This is a genomic window from Sinorhizobium sp. 22678 (genome assembly GCF_052044265.1).
Lineage (GTDB): Bacteria > Pseudomonadota > Alphaproteobacteria > Rhizobiales > Rhizobiaceae > Sinorhizobium > Sinorhizobium meliloti_A.
Genome location: NZ_JBQEMS010000009.1, coordinates 144,953 through 166,738 on the forward strand (window position 1 = coordinate 144,953; position 21,786 = coordinate 166,738).

General features: G+C 63.6%; 18 protein-coding genes. 6 read left to right on the forward strand and 12 right to left on the reverse strand.

Annotated features, from left to right (window positions below):
* Positions 1-2: 2 nt before the first annotated feature.
* From ACTJKL_RS15630 to ACTJKL_RS15665, 8 genes are all read right to left on the reverse strand, one after another.
* Complete coding sequence (locus tag ACTJKL_RS15630; RefSeq protein WP_018098731.1) at positions 3-884, reverse strand: carbohydrate ABC transporter permease; 882 nt, start codon at positions 882-884, stop codon at positions 3-5.
* Complete coding sequence (locus tag ACTJKL_RS15635) at positions 884-1,762, reverse strand: carbohydrate ABC transporter permease (RefSeq protein WP_018098730.1); 879 nt, start codon at positions 1,760-1,762, stop codon at positions 884-886. Before ACTJKL_RS15635 ends, ACTJKL_RS15630 begins: the two co-directional genes overlap by 1 nt.
* 211 nt (positions 1,763-1,973) lie before the next feature.
* Entirely contained in the window at positions 1,974-3,218 is a 1,245-nt protein-coding gene (locus tag ACTJKL_RS15640) for an ABC transporter substrate-binding protein (protein WP_018098729.1), read from the reverse strand.
* Between the two features lie 158 nt (positions 3,219-3,376).
* Positions 3,377-4,885 (reverse strand): aldehyde dehydrogenase family protein, encoded by a 1,509-nt coding sequence (locus ACTJKL_RS15645; protein ID WP_100672662.1) that lies wholly within the window; start codon positions 4,883-4,885, stop codon positions 3,377-3,379.
* Positions 4,885-5,664 (reverse strand): enoyl-CoA hydratase/isomerase family protein, encoded by a 780-nt coding sequence (locus tag ACTJKL_RS15650; protein WP_440853249.1) that lies wholly within the window; start codon positions 5,662-5,664, stop codon positions 4,885-4,887. Before ACTJKL_RS15650 ends, ACTJKL_RS15645 begins: the two co-directional genes overlap by 1 nt.
* Positions 5,657-7,279 carry an acyl CoA:acetate/3-ketoacid CoA transferase gene (locus tag ACTJKL_RS15655; RefSeq protein WP_018098726.1) on the reverse strand — a complete coding sequence of 541 codons (1,623 nt, stop codon included), beginning with the start codon at positions 7,277-7,279 and terminating at the stop codon, positions 5,657-5,659. The genes ACTJKL_RS15650 and ACTJKL_RS15655 overlap by 8 nt, the downstream gene beginning before the upstream one ends.
* Positions 7,279-8,280: a 1,5-anhydro-D-fructose reductase gene (locus tag ACTJKL_RS15660; protein ID WP_018098725.1), complete on the reverse strand. Its 1,002-nt coding sequence runs from the start codon at positions 8,278-8,280 to the stop codon at positions 7,279-7,281. Before ACTJKL_RS15660 ends, ACTJKL_RS15655 begins: the two co-directional genes overlap by 1 nt.
* Positions 8,277-9,320 (reverse strand): LacI family DNA-binding transcriptional regulator, encoded by a 1,044-nt coding sequence (locus ACTJKL_RS15665; protein WP_100672658.1) that lies wholly within the window; start codon positions 9,318-9,320, stop codon positions 8,277-8,279. Before ACTJKL_RS15665 ends, ACTJKL_RS15660 begins: the two co-directional genes overlap by 4 nt.
* Before the next feature lie 277 nt (positions 9,321-9,597).
* On the opposite strand from ACTJKL_RS15665, the gene ACTJKL_RS15670 reads away from it, so the two are divergent.
* Entirely contained in the window at positions 9,598-10,767 is a 1,170-nt protein-coding gene (locus ACTJKL_RS15670) for a dihydrodipicolinate synthase family protein (RefSeq protein ID WP_440853250.1), read from the forward strand.
* 211 nt (positions 10,768-10,978) lie between these two features.
* Here ACTJKL_RS15670 and ACTJKL_RS15675 read toward each other — a convergent pair whose 3' ends face one another.
* The gene (locus ACTJKL_RS15675; RefSeq protein WP_440853251.1) at positions 10,979-13,042 is read right to left on the reverse strand and encodes a M3 family metallopeptidase; all 2,064 of its coding nucleotides are present in this window, start codon (positions 13,040-13,042) and stop codon (positions 10,979-10,981) included.
* 333 nt (positions 13,043-13,375) lie between these two features.
* Here ACTJKL_RS15675 and leuB point away from each other — a divergent pair, with 333 nt between their 5' ends.
* On the forward strand, positions 13,376-14,488 hold the full coding sequence (gene leuB, locus ACTJKL_RS15680; protein WP_440853252.1) for a 3-isopropylmalate dehydrogenase: 1,113 nt from the start codon (positions 13,376-13,378) through the stop codon (positions 14,486-14,488).
* A 130-nt stretch (positions 14,489-14,618) separates the two neighbouring features.
* Positions 14,619-15,326: a phosphatase PAP2 family protein gene (locus tag ACTJKL_RS15685; protein WP_275597109.1), complete on the forward strand. Its 708-nt coding sequence runs from the start codon at positions 14,619-14,621 to the stop codon at positions 15,324-15,326.
* A 98-nt stretch (positions 15,327-15,424) separates the two neighbouring features.
* Here the strand turns inward: ACTJKL_RS15685 and ACTJKL_RS15690 are convergent, their stop codons facing one another.
* Positions 15,425-17,314 (reverse strand): MFS transporter, encoded by a 1,890-nt coding sequence (locus tag ACTJKL_RS15690; protein WP_275597108.1) that lies wholly within the window; start codon positions 17,312-17,314, stop codon positions 15,425-15,427.
* 272 nt (positions 17,315-17,586) lie between these two features.
* Between ACTJKL_RS15690 and ACTJKL_RS15695 the strand changes: the two genes are divergently transcribed.
* From ACTJKL_RS15695 to ACTJKL_RS15705, 3 genes are all read left to right on the forward strand, one after another.
* Entirely contained in the window at positions 17,587-17,757 is a 171-nt protein-coding gene (locus ACTJKL_RS15695; RefSeq protein WP_018098718.1) for a hypothetical protein, read from the forward strand.
* Between the two features lie 113 nt (positions 17,758-17,870).
* A complete protein-coding gene (locus tag ACTJKL_RS15700; protein WP_003531790.1) occupies positions 17,871-18,905 on the forward strand; it encodes an aspartate-semialdehyde dehydrogenase in 1,035 nt (344 codons plus the stop codon).
* A 172-nt stretch (positions 18,906-19,077) separates the two neighbouring features.
* Positions 19,078-19,899 carry a lytic murein transglycosylase gene (locus ACTJKL_RS15705; protein ID WP_275599935.1) on the forward strand — a complete coding sequence of 274 codons (822 nt, stop codon included), beginning with the start codon at positions 19,078-19,080 and terminating at the stop codon, positions 19,897-19,899.
* Positions 19,900-19,994: 95 nt separating this feature from the next.
* Here the strand turns inward: ACTJKL_RS15705 and ACTJKL_RS15710 are convergent, their stop codons facing one another.
* Together ACTJKL_RS15710 and pdxY are read right to left on the reverse strand one after the other, a co-directional pair.
* Positions 19,995-20,678, reverse strand: coding sequence for a carbonic anhydrase (locus ACTJKL_RS15710; protein ID WP_440853253.1), 684 nt, complete (start codon positions 20,676-20,678; stop codon positions 19,995-19,997).
* 159 nt (positions 20,679-20,837) lie between these two features.
* On the reverse strand, positions 20,838-21,719 hold the full coding sequence (pdxY, locus tag ACTJKL_RS15715; RefSeq protein ID WP_100672649.1) for a pyridoxal kinase PdxY: 882 nt from the start codon (positions 21,717-21,719) through the stop codon (positions 20,838-20,840).
* Positions 21,720-21,786 lie beyond the last annotated feature (67 nt).

Below are 21,786 nucleotides of genomic sequence, written 5' to 3' on the forward strand. Positions count from 1 at the left end.
GCTTATCCTTTCACGGCGCCAGACATCAGTCCGCGGACGAAATAGCGGCCGGACACGATGTAGACGATGAGCGTTGGCAGGGCCGCGAGGATCGCGCCCGCGAAGTGGACATTGTATTCCTTGACCCCCGTGGACGAGCTCACGAGATTGTTGAGAGCCACCGTCATCGGCGTCGAATACGGCCCGGAGAACGAGGCCCCGAACAGGAAGTCGTTCCAGATATTGGTGAACTGCCAGATGACCGAGACGACGATGATCGGCCCTGACGACGGCAGCAATATCCGCCGGAAGATCTGGAAGAAGCTGGCGCCGTCGATCTGTGCCGCACGCACCAGCTCGGTCGGGAAGGCCTCGTAGTAGTTACGGAAATAGAGCGTCGTGAAGCCGATACCGTAGACCACATGCACCAGGATCAGACCCCAGATCGAACCGGCGATGCCGAGAATGCCGAGAATGCGCGCCATCGGGATCAGCACGATCTGGAAGGGAATGAAGCACGAGAGAAGCAGCATGCCGAAGAAGATGTTCGCCCCGGGGAAGCGCCATTTCGTCAGCACGTAGCCGTTGAGCGCGCCGATGATCGTGGAAATCGCCACGGCCGGGACGACCATCAGGATCGAATTGATGAAGAAAGGCCGAAGGCCGGTGGGCTGCACGCCGATCTGGGCGGTCGACCAGGCAGAAAGCCATGGCTCGACGGTCCAGGTCCGAGGCAGGTTCAACATGCCGCCCTGCCGGATCTCATCCAGCGGCTTCAGGGAATTCACCAGCATCACATAGAGCGGCAGCAGCGAATAGAGTGCGAAGAGGATCAGCGCCGAATAGATCAGAGCGCGCGTCAGCCGGTTGTGCGAAATGACGTTTTCGGAATTGGGAGCGCCCATCAGCGTTTTCCTCCCCGGACTTCGGAATAGAGATAGGGAACGATGATCGAGAAGATCATCACCAGCATCACGATCGCCGACGAGGCGCCGATCGCCATCTGGTTTCGGGTGAAGGTGTAAGAATACATGAAGGTCGCCGGCAGCTCGGTCGCCTGCCCCGGCCCGCCGCCCGTCAATGCGATGATCAGATCGTAGGCCTTGATGGCAAGGTGGGCGAGTACGACAAAGGCCGAAAGGAAGACCGGCCGCATCAGGGGAATGATGATCCGCCGATAGATGGTTGGGGTCGTCGCCCCGTCGATCTGGGCGGCTTTGATGATCTCGTTGTCGACGCCGCGCAGGCCCGCCAGAAACATCGCCATGATGAAGCCGGTCGACTGCCAGACGGCCGCGATGACGACGCAGTAGATCGCGTAGTTGCGGTCCTTGATCCAGTTGAACGAGAAGCTTTCCCAGCCCCAGAGATGCATGGTGTTCTCAAGCCCGATACCGGGATCGAGGAACCACTTCCACGCGGTGCCGGTGACGATGAAGGAAAGCGCCATCGGATAGAGATAAATCGGACGAAGGAAACCTTCGGCGCGGATCTTCTGGTCGAGCAGGATCGCCAGCCCGAGACCCAGCACCGAGCAGACCACGATATAGAGAGTCGCGAAGATCGCCAGATTGCTGACCGCGCGCCACCAGTGCGGCAGGGCCCATAACCGGCTGTAATTGCTCAAACCCACGAAGTTGTAGGACGGCAGCATCTTACTGTCCGTCATCGACAGGAAGCCCGTATAGGCTATGAAGCCGTAGACGAACACCAGAACTATGAGAAAGCTGGGGGCGAGCACGAGCTTTGGCAAAAGCTCCTGCAGCCGGTTGCGGCTATCCATGTTTGCTACCACCGTATGTTTCGTTCGTGGAGGGGATTGCCCCTCACCCTAGCCCTCTCCCCGCATGCGGGGAGAGGGGACTGAGGCGTAGCGGCTCAAGCTCTCATCTCAAGGCGAGAGGACGCCGGAGCTCACCGCTTGTCCCTTCTCCCCGCACGCGGGGAGAAGGTCGCGGCAGCGGGATGAGGGGCTTTTCCCCTCCTCGGTGCCTCTACTTCGCAGCCTCGACCGCCGCCACGAGTTCCGTCACCGCCTCTTCCGAGTCGAGTTCGCCGTTGAACTGGCGTGTGACCACGTCGTAGATCGCGTTCTTGACGGCAGCCGGATTGGCATGGCCGTGGGCCATGGAGCCGAAGAGCGTGCCGTTGGTATTTGCTTCCGCGAGGTCCTTGATGCCCTTCTTGCCGCAGGCGTCGAAATCGGTATCCGGAACGTCGGTGCGGGCGGGAACGGAACCCTTGACGACGTTGAAGGCCGACTGGAAGGCCGGGCTCTCGATTGCCGAGGCCATCTGCAGCTGTGCCGGAACCTTGTCTTCCGAAACCTTGAACATCGCGAACTGGTCGGAATTGAAGGTGACCGAACCTTGCGTTCCGGGGAAGCGCATGCAGACGAAATCGGTGCCGGGCACCTTCTTCGCCTTCAGGAACTCGCCCTTCGCCCAGTCACCCATGAACTGCAGGCCGGCCTTGTTCTCGATGACCATCGCCGAGGCGAGGTTCCAGTCGCGGCCGGAGAAGTTGTCGTCCACATAGGAGCGCAGCTTCGTCATGCGGTCGAAGGCTTCCTTCATCTTGTCGCCGCCGAGCGCCGCCGGATCGAGATCGATGAAAGCCTGCTTGTAGAAGTCGTTGCCCAGCGAAAGAACGACGGCGTCGAAGATCGTCGCGTCCTGCCAGGGCTGGCCGCCATGGGCGACCGGCGTGATGCCCTGCTCCTTGAACTTGTCGAGGAGTGCGATCAGCTCTTCCCAGGTGGTCGGTTCCTTGCCGCCGGCCTTGTCGAGGGCGGCCTTGTTGATCCAGACCCAGTTGGTCGAATGGACGTTGACCGGCGCGGCGATCCAGTGTCCGTCATATTTCGAGAACTGCTGCAGTGCCGCCGGAATGACCTTGTCCCAGCCCTCCTTGGAGGCGACCTCGTCCAGATTGCCGAGCGCGCCTTCCTTCGCCCAGTCGAGAATGTCGAAGCCGAGCATCTGCACGGCCGTCGGCGCGTTGCCCGCGGTGACGCGGGCACGAAGCACCGTCATCGCTTCGGTGCCGCCGCCGCCGGCGACCGGCATGTCGGTCCAGCTGATGCCCTTGCTCTCCAGGTCCTTCTTGAGGACGTCGAGGGCCGCGGCTTCGCCGCCGGACGTCCACCAGTGCAGTACTTCCACATTCTCGGCTGCACGCGCAGCTGTCGCCGCCAACATCAGTGCTGCAACAGCAGTCGTCGTCATGAACTTGCGCATCGTTATCCTCCCGTTTGCAAGTTTCCGAAGCGGAACCTCCTCCGCTCTTTTCCGGTGCCGCCCGTTCCCGCGGACGGCTGGCCTGCGACTGACGTCACCCGGCCAATTCAAGACGTTACACCCTTTCGACGATTACGAAACCTCGCCCCTTCCCTTCTTCAGCGCGGCATCCACCAGTTGCTGCGCCGGCCGATATGCATGTTGAGCGTCTTCGTCTCCGTATAGTCCTCGACCGCATGGCGACCGAGCTCGCGGCCGAGCCCGGATTGCCGGTAGCCGCCGAAAGGCAGCTCCGATGCGCCATCCATGAAGGTGTTCATCCACACAGTGCCGGCGCGTACGCGCCGCCCGATCGTCAGGCAGGTGTCGAAGTCGCGGCTCCAGACCCCGGCGGAAAGCCCGTAATCGATCGAATTGGCGATCCGGATCGCCTCTTCCGTCTTCTCGAAAGTCAGAACGGAGAGAACCGGCCCGAAGACTTCCTCCCGGGCCACGGCCATTTCGGGCCGAACGGCCGACAGAATGGTCGGGGCCATGAACTGTCCCATGCCGAGATCGAGCGTGGTGCCGCCATGGGCTATTCTCGCGCCTTCGTTCGACGCCGAAGAAACATAGCCGGCGATCTTTTGCAGATGCTGCGGCGTGATGATTGCGCCGACCTGCGTTTCAGGGTCGAGCGGATCTCCGACCTTGACCTTGGCCGAGAGGCTGGCGATGCGCGTCGTCACCTCCTCGGCGATATCGCGATGCAGGATCAGCCGCGAGCCGGCATTGCAGCATTCGCCGGCATTGAAATAGGCGCCGAAGACGGCCGCATCGATGAATTCGTCCAGGTTTGCGTCCGGAAAGACGATCTGCGGATTCTTGCCGCCGAGTTCCAGCGAGACCTTCTTCAATGTCTGCGCCGCATTGGCCATGGTCAGCCGGCCGATTCCGGTCGAGCCGGTAAAGGAGACCATGTCGACATGCGGGTGAGTGGTGAGCGGCGCGCCGGCCTCCGGCCCCGTGCCGACGATGATGTTCACGACGCCCTGGGGCACGCCGGCCGCTTCCAGAATTTCGCCGAGAACCAGCGTCGAGGCCGAGGTGAGTTCGGAGGGCTTCACCACCGTCGTGCAGCCGGCGGCAAGGGCGAAGGGAAGCTTCTGGCTGACGATCAGGAAAGGGAAGTTCCACGGCGTGATGATCGATACGACGCCGATCGGCTCGCGCAGCACGACGCCGAGCGTACCCTCCCCGAGTGTGTTGTAGCTTTCGCCCGAGAGTTCGCGGGCAAGTGCTGCCGCATAGCGCCAGATGTCGGCGGCGCCCGCCAATTCGCCCTTCGCCTGGCTGATCGGCTTGCCGGATTCGACCGCATCGAGAAAAGCGAGCTCATCCGCGCGCGCGGCAATCATGTCGGCGGCCCTGAGCAGGATCAGCGACCGTTCCGAGGCTGTCATGCGCGGCCACGGACCTTCGTCGAAGGCGCGCCGCGCGGCGGCGATCGCCCGTTCGGCATCCGCTTTCGCGGCCGCCTGATAGCGGCTGACGACGACGCCGTGACCCGGCGCCACGCGCTCGATCGAGCGGCCCTCGGCGCCATCCACCCACTGACCGTCGATCAGCATCCGGAATTCGCGGACCTCGTAATCGCCGAGCGCCTTCGGCCTCACCACCGCCGTCATCACCATTCTCCCTTGAAGCGAGCTTCACGCTTTTCACTGAAGGCGGCTACGCCTTCCTTGAGATCGCCGGTCTTGGCGACGAGGATCGATCCCAATGCTTCCACCGCCGCGCCCTTGTCTTCGCCGCTGGCCGCGGCGATCATCAACTTCGATATTTCGAGCGCCGCCGGCCCGCGGCCGGCGACCCGCGCGGCGTAGTCGCGCGCCGCCTGCATGACCGCGCCGGTCTCGACCACTGCGTCGATAAGCCCCTCGGTCTTGGCATCCGCCGCCGAGAACATCTCGCCGCCGAGCACCATGCGGCGAACGATCTGCGCGCCGAAGCGCGCGACCAGGCGCTGCGTCCCCGACCAGCCCGGAACCATGCCGAGGCTCGTCTCCGGCAGGCCGATCTTCACCTGTTTCTCGGCCAGTCGTATATCCGCCGCCGCCGCAAGCTCCAGACCGCCGCCAAGCGCATGGCCGTTGAGTGCCGCGATCACCGGCATGCGCAGCGTAGCGAGCCGTTCGAAAACGCGGTGGCCGAAACGCACCCAGTCATGGCCGAAGGCGGCTGGCTCCATGCCGCCCCAGGCCTTGATGTCGCCGCCGGCGGAAAAGGCCTTGCCCTCGCCCGTAAGGATCACGACGCGCACGTCGCGCTTCGCCTCGGCCGTATCGCAGGCCGCGTCGAGCGCCTTCAGCATGCCGATGTCGAAGGCGTTGAGCTTTTCCGGGCGCGCGACCGTCATGATCGCTATCGGACCGTCGAAATCGATGCGGATGCGTTCGTCAGTCATCGTCGCCTCCCGTGAGGCGGCGCGGCCCCTTGGCGGGCAGCGTCAGGCCGATCGGCCCCTCGCCGAACAGCGCCGGATCCATCGGCTTCAGCGCGTCGGAGACGATCAGCGGAAACTCCGACTGACCAAGGATATCCGTTTCGAGATCGACGCCCGGGGCGATTTCGGTGAGCACCACGCCTTCCGGGGTCAGTTTCATCACGCAGCGCTCGGTGACATAGGTGATGTCCTGCCCCTGCTCGACGGCCCGGCGGCCGGAGAAAGTGACGTGCTCGACGGTGTTGACGAGCTTCTTGAGCTTGCCTTCCTTCTCGATCACGAGCCGCCCGTCGCCGACCGCCAGCTTCGCACCCGCATTGAACATGCCGGAGAAGACGATCTTCTTCGCCCGCGCGGTGATGTCGACGAATCCGCCCGCCCCCGCCGTTACATGCGGGCGGAAGCTGAGCTTCGAGACGTTGACGGAGCCGGTGCGGTCGATCTCCAGGAAGGAGAGCAGAGAAGCATCGAAGCCTGCGCCCTGGAAATAGGTGAACTGGTATGGCGACGGCATGAAGGCGTCCGCATTCGAGGCGCAGCCGAAGGCGAAATCGAGGAGCGGCACGCCGCCGACGGCGCCCTGTTCGATGACCCAGGTCACTGCGCCGTGCAGACCCTCTTCGATGAGGATGCGCGGGACGTTTGCGGAAATGCCGAAACCGAGATTGACCGCACTGCCCGCTTCGAGCTCCTTGGCGACGCGGCGCGCGATCACTTTCTGGATATTGAATTCCGGCAGTCGGAAGCTGTCGAGCGGACGGAATATCTCGCCGGAAATGGCGGGGTCGTAGAGCGTCTGCGTCGTCTGCTTCTGTTCGGGGTCCACGACGACATAGTCGACCAGAACGCCCGGTACACGCACATCATGGGGCTTCAGCGAGCCTTCTTTGGCAATGCGTTTCACCTGGGCAATGACGATGCCGCCATTGTTGCGGGCGGCAAGCGCCTGGTCGAGGCCGCCTAGATAGGCGCCCTCGTGCTCATAGGTGAGATTGCCGCGTTCGTCGGCGGTCGTCGCGCGGATGATCGCCACCTGAGGCGCGATCGCCTTGAAATAAAGCCAGTCCTCTCCCTCGAAGGAGATCTTCTTCACCACCGGTTCGGCGGCGGCTGACGCATTCATGGCGCAGCCTTCGCGCGAGGGGTCTACGAAGGTGTCGAGCCCCACCTTGGTCATGACGCCCGGGCGCTTGGCCGCCGCCTCGCGATGCATGTCGAAGAGAATGCCCGAGGGGATATTATAGGCGGCCACCTCGTTCGCGCCGATCATCTGCCAGATCAGCGGCGGTTCGGCGCTCGACGGGCCTGAGGGATAGGAGCCGCCGATGATCTTCTTCAGGAGACCCTTCCTGGCGATATGATCCACACCCTTGATGCCGCTCATGTCGCCGGCGGCGATCGGATGCAGCGTCGTCAGATCGCGCGGGTGTCCGGTCGCCTCGAAGCGCTCACCGATCGCCTTCAGCATCAGGTCCGGGCAGCCAAGCCCGCTGGAGGAGGAGACCGAAACGATTGCGCCGTCCGGAATCAAGCCGGCAGCTTCCGCAAGCGAAATATGTTTGCCCGTCATGCGCATCAAAGTCCCGTTTCGATCTCGACAGCACCGCCGGTAGCCGCCGCCTTTACCACCGCAAGCCCGGTGGCGAGCGACCAGACGCCATCCTCGCCGCTCGCCGACGGACGGCCATTGCCCCCGATCGCGGAATGGAATGCCTCGAGCGCCGTCTCGTAGAGATTGCGGTGGTCGAGCGGCAATTCGCTCTCGCCCTCTTCATTGCGCAGCACGACCGTGCCGACAGGGCGCTGCGTCATCACGTTGCGACCGATCAGCGATCCCGCGGTTCCGTGCACTTCGAGACCCGTCTCGGCAAATTTCGTGGTGAAGGCATCATGAAACTGGGCGATGACGCCGGAGCGGAAGCGGAGCACGCCCATAACCCCGTCCTCTAGTCCTTCCTTGCCCATGCCGGCGCTGTGACTGATCGCGACGGCCTCGATCGGGTCGTCGTTCAGAACGAAGCGCAGCGTGTCGGCGTCGTGCACGGTGATATCGAGAATGACGCCGCCGCCCGCCTCCGGCCTGTCGAGCCGCCAGCCCTGGAGGTGCGGCGGCAGATAGACGGCATGGAAGACCCGCGCCGCGATCGGCCGGCCGATCCGGCCCGCGGCGATCGCTTCCCGCATGGCCCGATGGGTGGCGGCGTTGCGCAAGTGATGATTGGTGCCGAGCACGACGCCGGCCTCGCAGGCCTTGAGCACCATTTCACAGCCGTCATTGAGATTCATCGCCAGCGGCTTCTCGCAGAGAACGTGCTTGCCGGCGCGGATCGCCGCGAGCGCCTGATCGTGGTGAAGCTCGTTCGTCGTGGAGATGTAGACGGCGTCCACGTCGGGATCGCCGACGAGATCGTCGACGCTCGTGACAGCCTTTACGATCCCGTTCTCGGCGGCATAGGCCTCTCCTCGTTCCGCGCTCGAACTCATCACCGAGACGACGTCGCCGCCTGCGGCGCGGATGGCGCCGATCACCCATTCGCGCGCGATCGTGCTCGCGCCGATCAGTCCCCAGCGAATCATGACGAAATCTCCTTCACTCTGCGTCCGACGGCAGCACCGCAGCTCTGACGAATGGCGAGCCGGACCGGGCTGACGATCGCTTCCGGCTCGACACGGCCGCTATTGATCTGTTTCAAGAGCAATTCCGCCGCACGCTCGCCCATGCCATGCGGATCGACCGAGACCGTGGTCAGCGCCGGCACCGCGGTCTTGGCCTCGATCACGTCATCGAAACCGATCACCGCGAAATCCTCGCCGGGCTCCAGCCGGCGCGCACGCAGCCCGTCGCAGACGCCGAAGGCGACGGCATCGTTGAAGCAGAGGGCCGCGGTCGGCCGCTCCTTCAGCATCATCGCCTGCTCGATCGCCGTCACCCCGCCGGCGCGCGAGGGCGCCGAACCGATGACCAGGTCGTCTGAGACCTGGAGGCCGGCCTCCCGAAGGGCATCGCCATAGCCGCGCATGCGCGCTTCGAAGACCGCGGTATCGGCGAAGCCTCCGAGGAAGGCGACGCGGCGATGGCCACGCTCGACCAGATGGCGCACGGCGGCAACGGCGCCGGCATGATTGTCCGAAGTCAAAGAGGATACACCGGCGCCGGGAATGTCGCGCACGACGAGCACGACCGGAATGCCGGCGGCAACGAGCGGCGCGAGATCCGCGGCTTCCGTTCCGCGCGCCGGGGATATGATGAGCCCCGACACCCCGTGCTCGCGCATCGAGGCGATGACCTCGCGCTGGCGGTCGAGCTTCTCGCTCGTATTGGCGAGGAACTGCACGAAACCGGCGGCCTGCACGACCTCATCGACGCCGACCGCGAGCTCCGCAAAGAAGCTGTTCGTGAGATCGTTGACGACGATGCCGATGATCTTCGATCTCGCCTGGCGCAGATTGGCGGCGCTGCGATTATACACGTAGCCGAGCTCACGGATGACTGCATTGACTTTCGCCCTCGTCGATTCGTTGACGAGCGGACTTGCCTGCAGGACGAGCGACACGGTCGACTTCGACACGCCGGCGGCGCGCGCGATGTCGACAACCGTCACCCGCTCCTTCCCCATGAACATCCTCCCCGAAATTTCATCTCTCTCGTCCTTAATAATTGGAACGTTCCAATTTCGTCAAGAGGCTCCTGTTCACATTTTTGCCGGCGCCTTGGCAACGCATGGCACTGCATTTGTCCCCGTAAGCGGCTGTTATAGCTAATTCGAGAGGACTACCTCATTCCGGACTCCACAGGGGAGCGCTGCTGCTGCGAGGAGAGAGTTTGATTTTCGTCTTGAAATTTGGAACGGTCTAAATTATTCGATGCGATGACGTAGAGGAGGACATAAGCCGATGACCAGCGTTTTTCTGCCGCGCCAGGACGGTTCGCTCGAAGAGTACCGGCTTCGGGGCGAACCGATCACCCGACCCGGAGCGGCCCCGACCTTCAACCGCATCGCCTATGCGGCCGCGCATGTCGTTTCCGATCCGCTTCGCGACAGCGACCCTTGGGGCAATCCGGCAATCGACTGGGAAGCGACAATGGCCTTCCGCCATCACCTGTGGGGCCTCGGCTTCCGGATCGCCGAGGCGATGGATACGGCGCAACGCGGCATGGGGCTTACATGGGCGGCGGCGCAGGAGCTGATCCGCCGCTCGCTCGCCGAAGCGCGAAGCGTTCCGGGCGCCGATCTCGCCTGCGGCGCCGGCACCGACCACCTTTCGCCGGCCGACGCGCGCTCGATTGACGATGTCATCGCGGCCTACGAGGAGCAGGTCGGCTTCGTCGAAGCCGAGGGCGGCCGCGCGATCATGATGGCGAGCCGGGCGCTCGCGCGCGTGGCGCGCTCCCCCGACGACTACCGGCGTGTCTACGGCCGCATCCTGTCCCAGACCAGGGACAAGGTCGTACTCCACTGGCTGGGCGACATGTTCGACCCGCAGCTCAAAGGCTATTGGGGCTCGGAAAACTTCGGGCAGGCGCTCGAAACGGTGCTGGCCATCATCGGCGAGAACAGCGCCAAGGTAGAGGGAATCAAGATTTCGCTGCTCGACAACGCCAAGGAATTGGCGCTGCGCAGCCGGCTCCCCGAGGGCGTGCTCTGCTTCACCGGCGACGATTTCAACTATGCGGAACTGATCGAGGGCGACAGCAAGAAGTACAGCCACGCACTGCTCGGCATCTTCGACGCCGTCGCGCCGTCGGCCTCGAAGGCGCTCGCGGCCCTCGCCGAGGGCGATCTTGCGACCTTTCGCGGCGTCATAGAGCCGACCGTGCCGCTCTCGCGCAAGATCTTCGAGGCGCCGACGCAATACTACAAGGCCGGCGTCGTCTTCCTGGCCTGGCTGAACGGCCACCAACGGCATTTCACCCTGCCGGCCGGCCTGCAATCGGCTCGCGGATTGCTCCACTATGCCGATATCTTCCGCCTGGCGGATCAGGCCAATGTGCTCGACAAGCCGGAGCTGGCTACTGAGCGGATGCACAATCTGCTGGCTGTGCTGGGGGTGGAGCAGGCGTAGATCTCACCTGTCTTCATCGGGGAGGTTATGCCCCCTCATCGCCTTCGCGACCTTCTCCCCGCAAGCGGGGCGAAGGGGCGACGGCGCGCGCGGTCCCCCTCCACACCACAGGCGTAGCCGCAATGAGATCGCCCGTGTGGCGCGTCCCCTCCCGCCGCTTGCGGGGAAAGGATCGGGGGCAATCACCCCCTATATTTTCAAAGACAAGACCCTAAGCCGCCAGCCCCTTCTTCGCCAGCATCGCATCCGGGCTCGGCAGCTTGCCGCGGAAGGCCTTGTAGGCGTCTTCCGGATCGACGGAGCCGCCGACCGAGTAGATATTGTCCTTCAGTCTGGCCGCCATCGCCGGGTCGAAGGGATCGCCGGTCTCCTCGAAGGCCGCGAATGCATCGGCGTCGAGCACCTCCGACCACATGTAGGAGTAGTAGCCGGCCGAATAGCCGTCGCCGGAGAAGACGTGAAGAAAATGCGGGCTGCGGTGGCGCATGACGATCGACTGCGGCAGGCCGATCTTCTCGAGCGTCGCCGCTTCGAGCGCCATCGGATCGCCGACCTCTTCCGCCGTGTGACAGGCCATGTCGACGAGCGCCGAGGCGGTAAACTCGACCGTCGCGAAACCGGAATTGAACGTCCGGGCCGCCAACACCTTGTCGAGCAGCGCCTGCGGCATCGGCTCGCCGGTCCTGTAGTGCACCGCATATTTCCTGAGAATGTCCGGCACCGTCAGCCAATGCTCGTAAAGCTGCGAGGGCAGCTCCACGAAATCGCGCGCGACGCCGGTACCCGAAACCGAGGGATAGGTGACATTGGAAAGCATGCCGTGCAGCGCATGGCCGAATTCGTGGAAGAGCGTGCGGGCGTCGTCGATCGATAGGAGCGCCGGCTTGCCCTCGGCGGGCTTGGCGAAGTTGCAGACATTGTACACGATCGGGATTTCGCCAATTGCGCCGTTCTCGAGCTTCAGCCTGTGCTGCGACTGAAAGGAGCTCATCCATGCGCCGGAGCGTTTCGAGGAGCGCGCGAAATAATCACCGAGGAAAAGGGCCGTGAGCCTGCCTGAGGCGTCGCGTATCTCGAAGACGCGGACGTCCGGGTGATAGGCGGGAACGCCATTCTTCTCGGTTGCGGTGATGCCGAAGAGGCGGCCGGCGACGGCGAAGCAGGCGTCGATGATCTTCTCCAGCTGCAGATAGGGCTTCAGTTCGCTTTCCGAAAAGCTGAATTTCCGGGCCCTGAATTTTTCCGCATAGTGTCGCCAGTCCCAAGGCATGACCTCGTGGTTGCGGCCCTCTTCGGCAATGAGCGTGGCGAGTTCCGCCTCCTCTTCCCGGGCCCGCGCCACCGCCTTTTCCCATACCTGCATCAGCAGGCCGTTCACGGCTTCAGGGGTCTTCGCCATGGTGTTGTCGAGCTTCAGCGCCGCATAATTCTCATAGCCGAGCAGTTTCGCCTTCTCCGCCCGGAGAGCGAGCGTTTCGGCGATGATGCCGCGATTGTCGGTCTCGCCGCCATTTTCGCCGCGCGCCGTCCAGGCCCTGAAAGCCTGTTCGCGCAGTTCCCGTCTTTCGGAGAAGGTCAGGAACGGCTCGATGATCGAGCGCGACAGCGTGACCGCATATTTATCTTCCTCGCCGCGCTCGCGCGCGGCCGCCGCCATCGCATCTCTCAGGAAATCCGGAATCCCCGCCAGGTCCTCTTCGCTCGACAGGATGAGCGCCCAGTCCTTCTCGTCTGCGAGAACGTTCTGCCCGAACCTGGCGCCGAGGCCGGCGAGCTTCTCGTTGATCGCCGCGAGACGCTCCTGCTCGGGCTTGTCAAGCTTGGCGCCCGCTTTCACGAAGCTCTTCCAGTGCCGTTCCAGAACGCGCATGGCTTCGACATCGAGGCCGAGCTCTTCCCTTTTCTCCCAGAGTGCGTCGATGCGGCCGAAGAGTGCCGGGTTGGTGCCGATCTTCGAATAATGGCGCGACATTTTCGGTGCGATCTCGCGCTCCAGCGCCTGAATCACCTCGTTCGTATGGGCGCCCGCCTTGCTCCAGAAGAGAGCGGAGACGCGCGAAAGTTCATCGCCGGCGATTTCCAGCGCGGCGACGGTGTTGTCGAAGGTGGGCTCCTCCGCATTGTTGGCAATGGCCTCGATCTCCGCCTCGTGACTCGCCAATGCCGCATCGAAGGCAGGCGCGAAATCCTCGTCCATGATCGCCTCGAACCGGGGCAGGCCCTCGTGTCCGGTCCAGTTGACGAGGGCGGGATTGAGCGAAGCGCTGTCGGTCATCAGGATTCCTTTCGAATGCGGGAGCGCGGCGAAAACCGCAAAGCAGGTGCTTGAAGTGGTCGATCGGCGCCGGACCGTCAAGGTTTGCGCAGGGCGAAAAGGCCGGGCGCTGCTTGCCAGGCCGCCTGCGGAAAGGCGCCGAAAAGAAGCGTTTCCGACATGGTGAAATCCCCGGTTGAGTTCAGCCATTCGAGCGCCGGCGCGCGATTCCGTCAAGCGGAAACAGGGTAGCGGTGACACCGGAGCACGCACAATTCTTTCGCAGACGCAATTTCCCTTGATACGAAGTTGCGCTAAGAACCCGGCCGAGTTTTCACGCGAGAAGGACTATCCATGACTGTGCGCAATCTCTTCCTTCTGCCCGGCGACGGCATCGGCCCGGAAGCCATGGCGGAAGTCCGCAAAATCATCGCTTACATGAATGCCGAGCGAGACGCCGGCTTCGTGACGGACGAGGGGCTTGCGGGTGGCTCGGCCTATGACACCCATGGCGCGGCGATCTCCGAAGCGGATATGGCGAAGGCGCTTGCCGCCGATGCGGTGCTCTTCGGCGCCGTCGGCGGACCGAAATGGGATGCGGTGCCCTATGAGGTGCGGCCGGAAGCCGGGCTCCTGCGCCTGCGCAAGGACCTCGAGCTTTTCGCCAACCTTCGCCCCGCCATCTGCTACCCGGCGCTTGCCAACGCATCGTCGCTGAAGCCCGAGCTGGTCGAGGGCCTCGACATCCTCATCGTGCGCGAGCTGACGGGCGGCGTCTATTTCGGCGAGCCCAAGGAGATCATCGATCTCGGCAACGGCCAGAAGCGCGGCATCGACACGCAGGTCTACGACACCTACGAGATCGAGCGCATCGCCGGGGTCGCCTTCGAACTCGCCCGCACCCGCAACAATCGCGTCTGCTCGATGGAAAAGCGCAACGTGATGAAGTCGGGCGTGCTCTGGAACCAGGTCGTGACCGAGACGCACAAGGCGAAGTATTCCGACGTCCAGCTCGAGCACATGCTGGCGGATGCCGGCGGCATGCAGCTCGTGCGGCAGCCGAAGCAGTTCGACGTGATCGTCACCGACAACCTTTTCGGCGACATGCTGTCCGACGTCGCCGCCATGCTGACAGGCTCGCTCGGCATGCTGCCCTCCGCCTCGCTCGGCGCTCCGGATGCCAAGACCGGCAAGCGCAAGGCGCTCTACGAGCCGGTGCACGGCTCGGCGCCGGACATCGCCGGCAAGGGGGTCGCCAATCCGATCGCCATGATCGCTTCCTTCGCCATGTGCCTGCGCTACTCCTTCAACCTCGTGAAGGAAGCCGACGGCCTGGAGAAGGCGATCGCCAACGTGCTCGATCAGGGCATCCGCACCGGCGACATCATGGCGGAAGGCTGCCGGAAAGTCGGTACGGCCGAGATGGGCGACGCGATCCTCGCCGAGTTCAAGAGCCTCTCGGCCTGACGACTGCGCCTTCGCTTGCGGCCCGAATAGTCGAACCGCACCTCCGGCCTTGCCGGGGGTGCTTCGCGTTTACGGGGTCTTGATTTTGCCGGCCGAGCCTTCACATCCATAAGGCGAAGGAAGGAGCAAAATGAACCGACCGCTTTCACTGACCGTCTGGATCTGGCTGATGACGGTCGTCCTCGTCGTCGCCTTCACCCCGTTCGACCCGCATCTTTCCGAATGGGCGCAAGGTCTGCCGGAGGAGATCGTCGGCTTCAACCGCGCCATCACCGATATCGGCACCTTCGCCTGGATGATCTACAGCTCGGCCCTGCTGCTGCTGATCGCCTTCGTCGTCCGCCGATCCTCCGCGCGCGACACCTTGCGGCAGAGGGCGCGCGCGGCCCGCAATCTGTCCGCCTATTTCCTGCTGACGATCGGCACGGCGAGCGCGCTGGTGCACGGCCTGAAATTTCTGATCGGCCGCGCCCGTCCCGAGCTCCTTGCAGATTACGGCCCCTACAGCCTCACGCCCTTTACCGGCGACACGCTGTTCGAAAGCTTCCCGTCGGGACATTCCACGGCGGCCGGCGCCTTCTTCGGCGCCTTCGCGATGGTGATGCCGCAGCTTCGGCCGCTGTTTCTGCTGCTGGCCCTGCTTGTCGGCATCTCGCGCGTCGTGGTCGGCGCGCATTACCCGAGCGATGTCGCCGCCGGCCTGCTGCTCGGGCTCTGGGTCGCGCTGATGATGGCTTTCCTCTTTGCCCGGCAGGGCTGGCTATTCAAGCGCGGTGCGGCCGGCTGGCCTGTGCTGAGGCATGTGGAGCACGAGGCCGAGGAAAGGGAAGCCGAGTAAATCGAAAAAAAGCCGGCGCGGAAGCCGCGCCGGAGTCAGGAGAGCTGTTGAGTTGGCGGAATGGGAAACACGCTCCCATCCCGCTCCCGTCCGCCGGCTCATTCCATCGTGTGGATATCCCGGTCCTTCGTCTCGGGCAGGAACAGAAGACCGATCACCAGCGTGATGCCCGCGAAAACGATCGGGTACCAGAGGCCGTAGTAGATATCGCCCTTTGCCGCGCTCATCGCGAAGGCCGTTGCCGGGAGCAGCCCGCCGAACCAACCATTGCCGATATGGTAGGGCAGCGACATGCCGGTATAGCGGATGCGGGTCGGGAAGAGTTCGACGAGCAGCGCCGCAATCGGGCCGTAGACCATCGTCACATAGATGACGAGCACGGTCAGTACAGCAATGATCACCGTCCAGTTGACGCGGGCCGGGTCGGCCACCATCGTGAAGGCGCCGCCCTTGTCTATGCTGTAGACCGCCATTTCGGTGGCGCTGCCGACTTCTTCCTGGGTGAGCAGCTTGTCGGCGACGAGCTTGTCGGCCGGCACCATGGCCTTTTCGCCGGCGCGCACGGCAGCGGCGTCGAGGCCAAGTTCCGGATTGGCAGCGACGAAGGCGTCGAGCTTCGATTCCGGAACCTTGGCAACGCCGCGCACCAGCGGATAGCCCGCGGCCTGCAGCGCCATGTTGATCTGCTTGCCGAAAGCCGCTTCCTCGGCCTTCGCCTTGTCGCCGGCCGCAACGGCGTCAAAGCTGGTGATCGTCGTTTCGCCGATCTTCACCGTCGCCGGTGTCCCCGCAGCCGCCGTGGTCACGACGTCATAGGGAACCGAGTTCTTGGTCAGGAAGGCGGTGGCGATGTCGCAGGAGGTGGTGAACTTCGCCGTGCCCGTCGGGTTGAACTGGAACCTGCAGTCGCCCGGAGCCGCGGTGACGGTGGCGCGAACGTTCTGCTGCGCTTCCGCAAGCGCTGGGTTGCCGGCCCAAGTCATCGCCTTGAACAGCGGGAAGTAGGTGAGCATGGCAAGCAGGAGACCCGCCATGATGATCGGCTTGCGGCCGATCTTGTCCGACAGCCAGCCGAAGAAGACGAAAAAGCCTGTGCCGATAAGGAGCGAGGCGGCAACCATCAGGTTTGCCGACTGGCCGTCAATCTTCAGAATGCTCTGCAGGAAGAACAGCGCGTAGAACTGGCCGGAATACCAGACCACAGCCTGGCCAACGACCGCGCCGAAGAGCGCCAGAAGGGCGATCTTGGCGTTGCGCCACTGGCCGAAAGCTTCCGTCAGCGGCGCCTTCGAACCCTTGCCCTCTTCCTTCATCTTCTTGAAGGCAGGAGACTCGTTCATCTTCAGGCGGATCCAGACGGAGACGCCGAGCAGCACGAAAGAGAGCAGGAAGGGTATGCGCCAGCCCCACTCGGCAAAAGCTTCCTTGCCCAGCATGTACTGGACCAGAAGGATAACCACCAGCGAGAGGAAGAGACCAAGCGTCGCCGTCGTCTGGATCCACGAGGTGAAATAGCCGCGGCGGCCGTGCGGCGCATGCTCTGCCACATAGGTCGCGGCACCCCCGTATTCACCGCCGAGCGCAAGACCCTGCAGGAGGCGGAGCCCGATCAGGATGATCGGAGCCGCAATGCCGATCGAGGCGGCACCGGGCAGGACGCCGACGAGGAAGGTCGACAGGCCCATGATCAGAATGGTGACGAGGAATGTGTATTTGCGGCCGACGAGGTCGCCCAGGCGACCGAAAACCAGCGCGCCGAACGGCCGGACAAGGAAGCCGGCGGCGAAGGCGAGAAGCGCAAAGATGTTGCGCGTGGTCTCGGGATACTGGCTGAAGAAGGTTGCACCGATATAAACGGCAAGCGAACCGTAAAGATAGAAATCATACCATTCGAAGACGGTACCGAGCGACGAGGCGAAGATGACCTTCTTCTCCTCGCCGGTCATCGGGCCGGCTTTTGTGCCGCCCGCTGTCACGACGTTTGCCATTTTGATTCCTCCACTCCAAAATCGGTCTATTGGAGCGCCCATTCCCCGGTCCGGACATTCCTCCCTGAACGTCGGGTCCCCTTTGACATCCGGGCGTGGTGCGCCTCGCAACAAGATGTCAGAAAAGTGGCACGCGAGGCAGGGATGCTTTGGGCTTATGACTTTCGTCTAATGCCGGGATCACCATGCTCGCGCCCGCACATCATGAAGTCTTCAATCGTGCAACGGGCCAGCCCTGCCTTCCGTGACGACCGCTCGGGAGCCTCCGCGGCTTGACTCTTGCCGAAAAGCCGGTAAGAGCAGCGGCGAACGAGGAAACCGCCATGGGACCGAAGGGTTCGTCCATCGCTGCGCTGAATTTGCCGGCCCATACCGCCGGGCGGATAAGCCATTTCTCGCTCGCGCGCAAAACCACGGCCAAAACGACGACGAAAACCGTCTGACGTCTCTGGCCCTCCGCTCTCTCCCCGGTAAGGCCGGGGACAGGAACTTCGCGGTCGCACCGCGCAGTTTCCCCCTCCACCAAACGAGGAGAGACAGAAAGAGAGCTTAGATCATGGGTTTCAAAATTGCTGTCGCAGGCGCCACCGGCAATGTCGGCCGGGAGATGCTGAACATTCTTTCCGAGCGCGGCTTTCCGGCCGACGAAGTGGTGGCGCTCGCCTCCTCGCGCTCGGTCGGCACCGAGGTCTCCTACGGCGACAAGACGCTGAAGGTGACGAACCTCGACACCTATGATTTTTCCGACACCGACATCTGCCTGATGTCGGCCGGCGGCGCCGTCTCGCAGAAATACTCGCCGAAGATCGGCCGGGAGGGTTGCGTCGTCATCGACAATTCCTCGGCCTGGCGCTACGACGCCGATGTTCCGCTGATCGTACCGGAAGTGAACGCGGACGCGATCGCGCAGTTCTCCAAGAAAAACATCATCGCCAATCCGAATTGCTCGACGGCGCAGCTCGTGGTGGCGCTGAAGCCGCTGCACGACCATGCCAAGATCAAGCGCATCGTCGTTTCCACCTATCAGTCGGTTTCCGGCGCCGGCAAGGACGGCATGGACGAGCTCTTCAACCAGACCCGCGCTGTCTTCGTCGCCGATCCGATCGAGAGCAAGAAGTTCACCAAGCGCATCGCCTTCAACGTCATTCCGCATATCGACGTCTTCATGGAGGACGGCTACACCAAGGAAGAGTGGAAGGTACTGGCCGAAACCAAGAAGATGCTCGACCCGAAGATCAAGGTGACCTGCACGGCCGTGCGCGTCCCGGTCTTCATCGGTCATTCGGAATCGGTCAATATCGAATTCGAAAACGAGATCACCGCCGACGAGGCGCGCGAGATCCTGCGCGAAGCGCCGGGCTGCCTGGTCGTCGACAAGCATGAGAACGGCGGCTATGTGACGCCTTACGAATGCGCCGGCGAGGACGCGACCTACATCTCGCGCATCCGCGAGGATGCGACGGTCGAAAACGGCCTCAACATGTGGATCGTCTCGGACAACCTGCGCAAGGGCGCGGCGCTCAACGCGGTGCAGATCGCAGAGCTGTTGATCAACCGCGGCCTGATCAAACCGCGCAAGCAGGCGGCTTGATCGGCCTCGGTCGGGCAAATTTTAAGCCCCGCCTGCTTCGTTACGGCGACAGGCGGGGTTCGCAGTTCGTCGGCGGGCAATGGATTCACGTGAAACCATCGTGCCGGCGACGAGCGGATGACGAAGCGGGAATTTCGAAGGCAACAAATTCGGGCAATCGACGGGGTAATCCATGCATAGGGTGAAGAGCGCAGCAGCGGGCCTGGCGGCCCTGATCTCAACCGTAGTTCTTCCGGCGGACGCCTCTGCGGCGCAGTGCGGCAATGACGGCAGCGGCTTCTCCGCCTGGCTGTCGGAATTCAAGCGCGAAGCCGCCGGGAACGGCATCAGCCCTTCGGTGGTCGACCAGGCGCTCGCCAACGTCTCCTACAGCAGGGCGACGATCCGGGCCGATCGCGGCCAGAAGAGCTTCAAGCTGTCGCTCGACCAGTTCATGCAGAAGCGCGGCGGTCAGGTGATCATTTCGCGCGGCAAGAAGCTGCGGGCGCAGAATGCCAGGCTCTTCCAGAGCATCGAGCAGCGCTACGGCGTTCCCGCCGGCCCATTGATCGCCATCTGGGGCATGGAGACCGGCTTCGGCTCGTTCCTGGGCAAGGAACACACGCTTTCCGCCGTCTCGACGCTCGCCTATGATTGTCGCCGCTCGGATTATTTCACCAACCAGCTTTACGCCGCCCTCCAGCTCGTCGAGCGCGGCGACCTCAGCCCGGCCGCCCGCGGGGCGGCGCACGGCGAGATCGGGCAGACGCAATTCCTCCCGGTGAACGTGCTGAAATACGGCGTGGACGGGGACGGCAACGGCCATGTCGACATGGTCCGCTCCAAAGCGGATGCGCTTGCCTCAACCGCAAATTTCCTGCGCGGCCATGGTTGGCAGCCGGGCGGCGGCTATCAGCCGGGCGAGGTCAACTTCGCCGCCATCCAGGGCTGGAACGCCGCCAGCGTCTATCAGCAGGCGATCGCCATCATCGGCGCCGAGATCGACGGCGGGTGACAGCGGTTTTGCCCCTCACCCCGCTGCCGCGACTTCTCTCCCGCTAGCGGGGGAGAAGGGACAGGCAGGCGGACGAGGGGCCTGACTGGCGACCGTTACATTCCCGGTCGGGAAAAATCGCCGGTCTTCGCGTCCATGACCCAGAGCTCACCGGTCGAGATGTCGAACCATGCGCCGTGGAGACGAAGCTTTCCCTTCGACTCGAGAACGTTCACGCAGGGGAACGTCCTCAGATTGGCGATCGAATTGCGGATGGAGACCCGCTCGAGCGCACGCTGTCGTTCCGCCGGAGTCATCACGTCATTGCTCTGGATCTGCTCGGCGGCCGGTTTCAGGAGGTTCATCCAGCGGCCGATGAAATCGCCGGGGGAGAGGGGCTCGGCGTCCGGGTCGAGTGCCGCCTTGATGCCGCCGCAGCGCCCGTGGCCCATGACCACGATGTTGGTGACCCGCAGCGACTGGACCGCGAATTCGAGCGCGGCCGAGGTCGAATGATAATGTCCGTCCGGTTCATATGGCGGCATCATGTTGGCGACGTTGCGCACGACGAAGAGTTCTCCCGGGCCGGCATCGAAGATTGTTTCGGGCGCGGCGCGGGAGTCGCAACAGGCGACGACCATCGTCCTCGGTTTCTGACCGCTCTCGGCGAGCGTTTTGTAGCGCTGCTGCTGTTCGGTGAAGCGACCGCTCATGAAATTGCGGTAGCCGGTCAGAAGATGTTCCGGAAAGCCCTGTATATCCATCGGTAACCCCGTTTCATCCACTCGTTCCTGCTGCATCGTCCTGGTGCTCCTGTCTTTGATCGGGATTCAAGGAAACATGCGGGTAGCGTGTCTGAAAGACGCACCGGGAACCATGAAGCGTCGAACTGTTACAGCGTGCTCCGGCCATCCGAAAGGGCGAAATGCGCCTATGAGGCAATTCTTCCATATCTGACGCTATTTCTTCCGCGCCTGGCTCGGATGCATGAGGCGGCGCATCTGCACCATTGCCATCGGCGTCGCCAGGCTCGATGCATCCTGTTCGAGCGTCAGTTCGTCGGAATCGCGCTTGCGGCTTCTCGCGATGATCTCGTAGACGCTGGCGGTCGCCATCTGCAGCGCGCGTTCCTCCGGCAACCCTTCCAGCAGGCGCGCCAGGAATACGGCCGAGAGCAGATCGCCGGTGCCGTTCGGAGGATTGTCGATCAGTCGGTGCTCGGCAAGCAGCGCATGGCGTCCGGACAGGTAAAGATTGCCCGTGCCGCCGCTCATCATCGGTATCGCCGACGTCACCAGCACGCGTGACGGCCCGAGGTCGACCGCCGCGTCGAGGATGGCCGCATTCGTCTCGAGCGAAGCACCTGCCAACCAGGAAAGCTCGAACCGGTTGGGCGTGGCGAGCGTCGCAAGCGGCAGCAGCAGGTCGCGGATGGCGCTGGCGATCTCCACCGGGACGTAGAGGCCGCCCGCATCGCCAAGAATCGGATCGCAGGCATAGAAGAGCGCGGGATTGCGCTGGCGCAGCGCCTTCACGAGGCCGGCAACGGCCGCCGCCTGTTCGGGGGAACCCAGATAGCCGGACAGCACCCCGCGCACCTCGCCGATCCAGGGCGCAGCGACGAGATCGCCGATGATCGAGCGGAAGTCCTCGTCCGGCATGGTCACCCGCGTCGACCGACCGTGTCCCGGATGCCAGGGAAGCACGACCGTCGGCAGGGCCCAGACCCGGTGGCCGAGCATTTCCAGCGCGAAGACGGCAGCCCGGTTGCCGACCGCGCCGCGCACCACATGACTCGAAATGACGATGACGGCACCGGGCGCGGCAGGCGTGTCGGACATTGGGAGACCCCGTTATTCGCTTTCGAAGTGTGATCGCCCGCCCCTCACGGACTGTCAACTGCTGCTC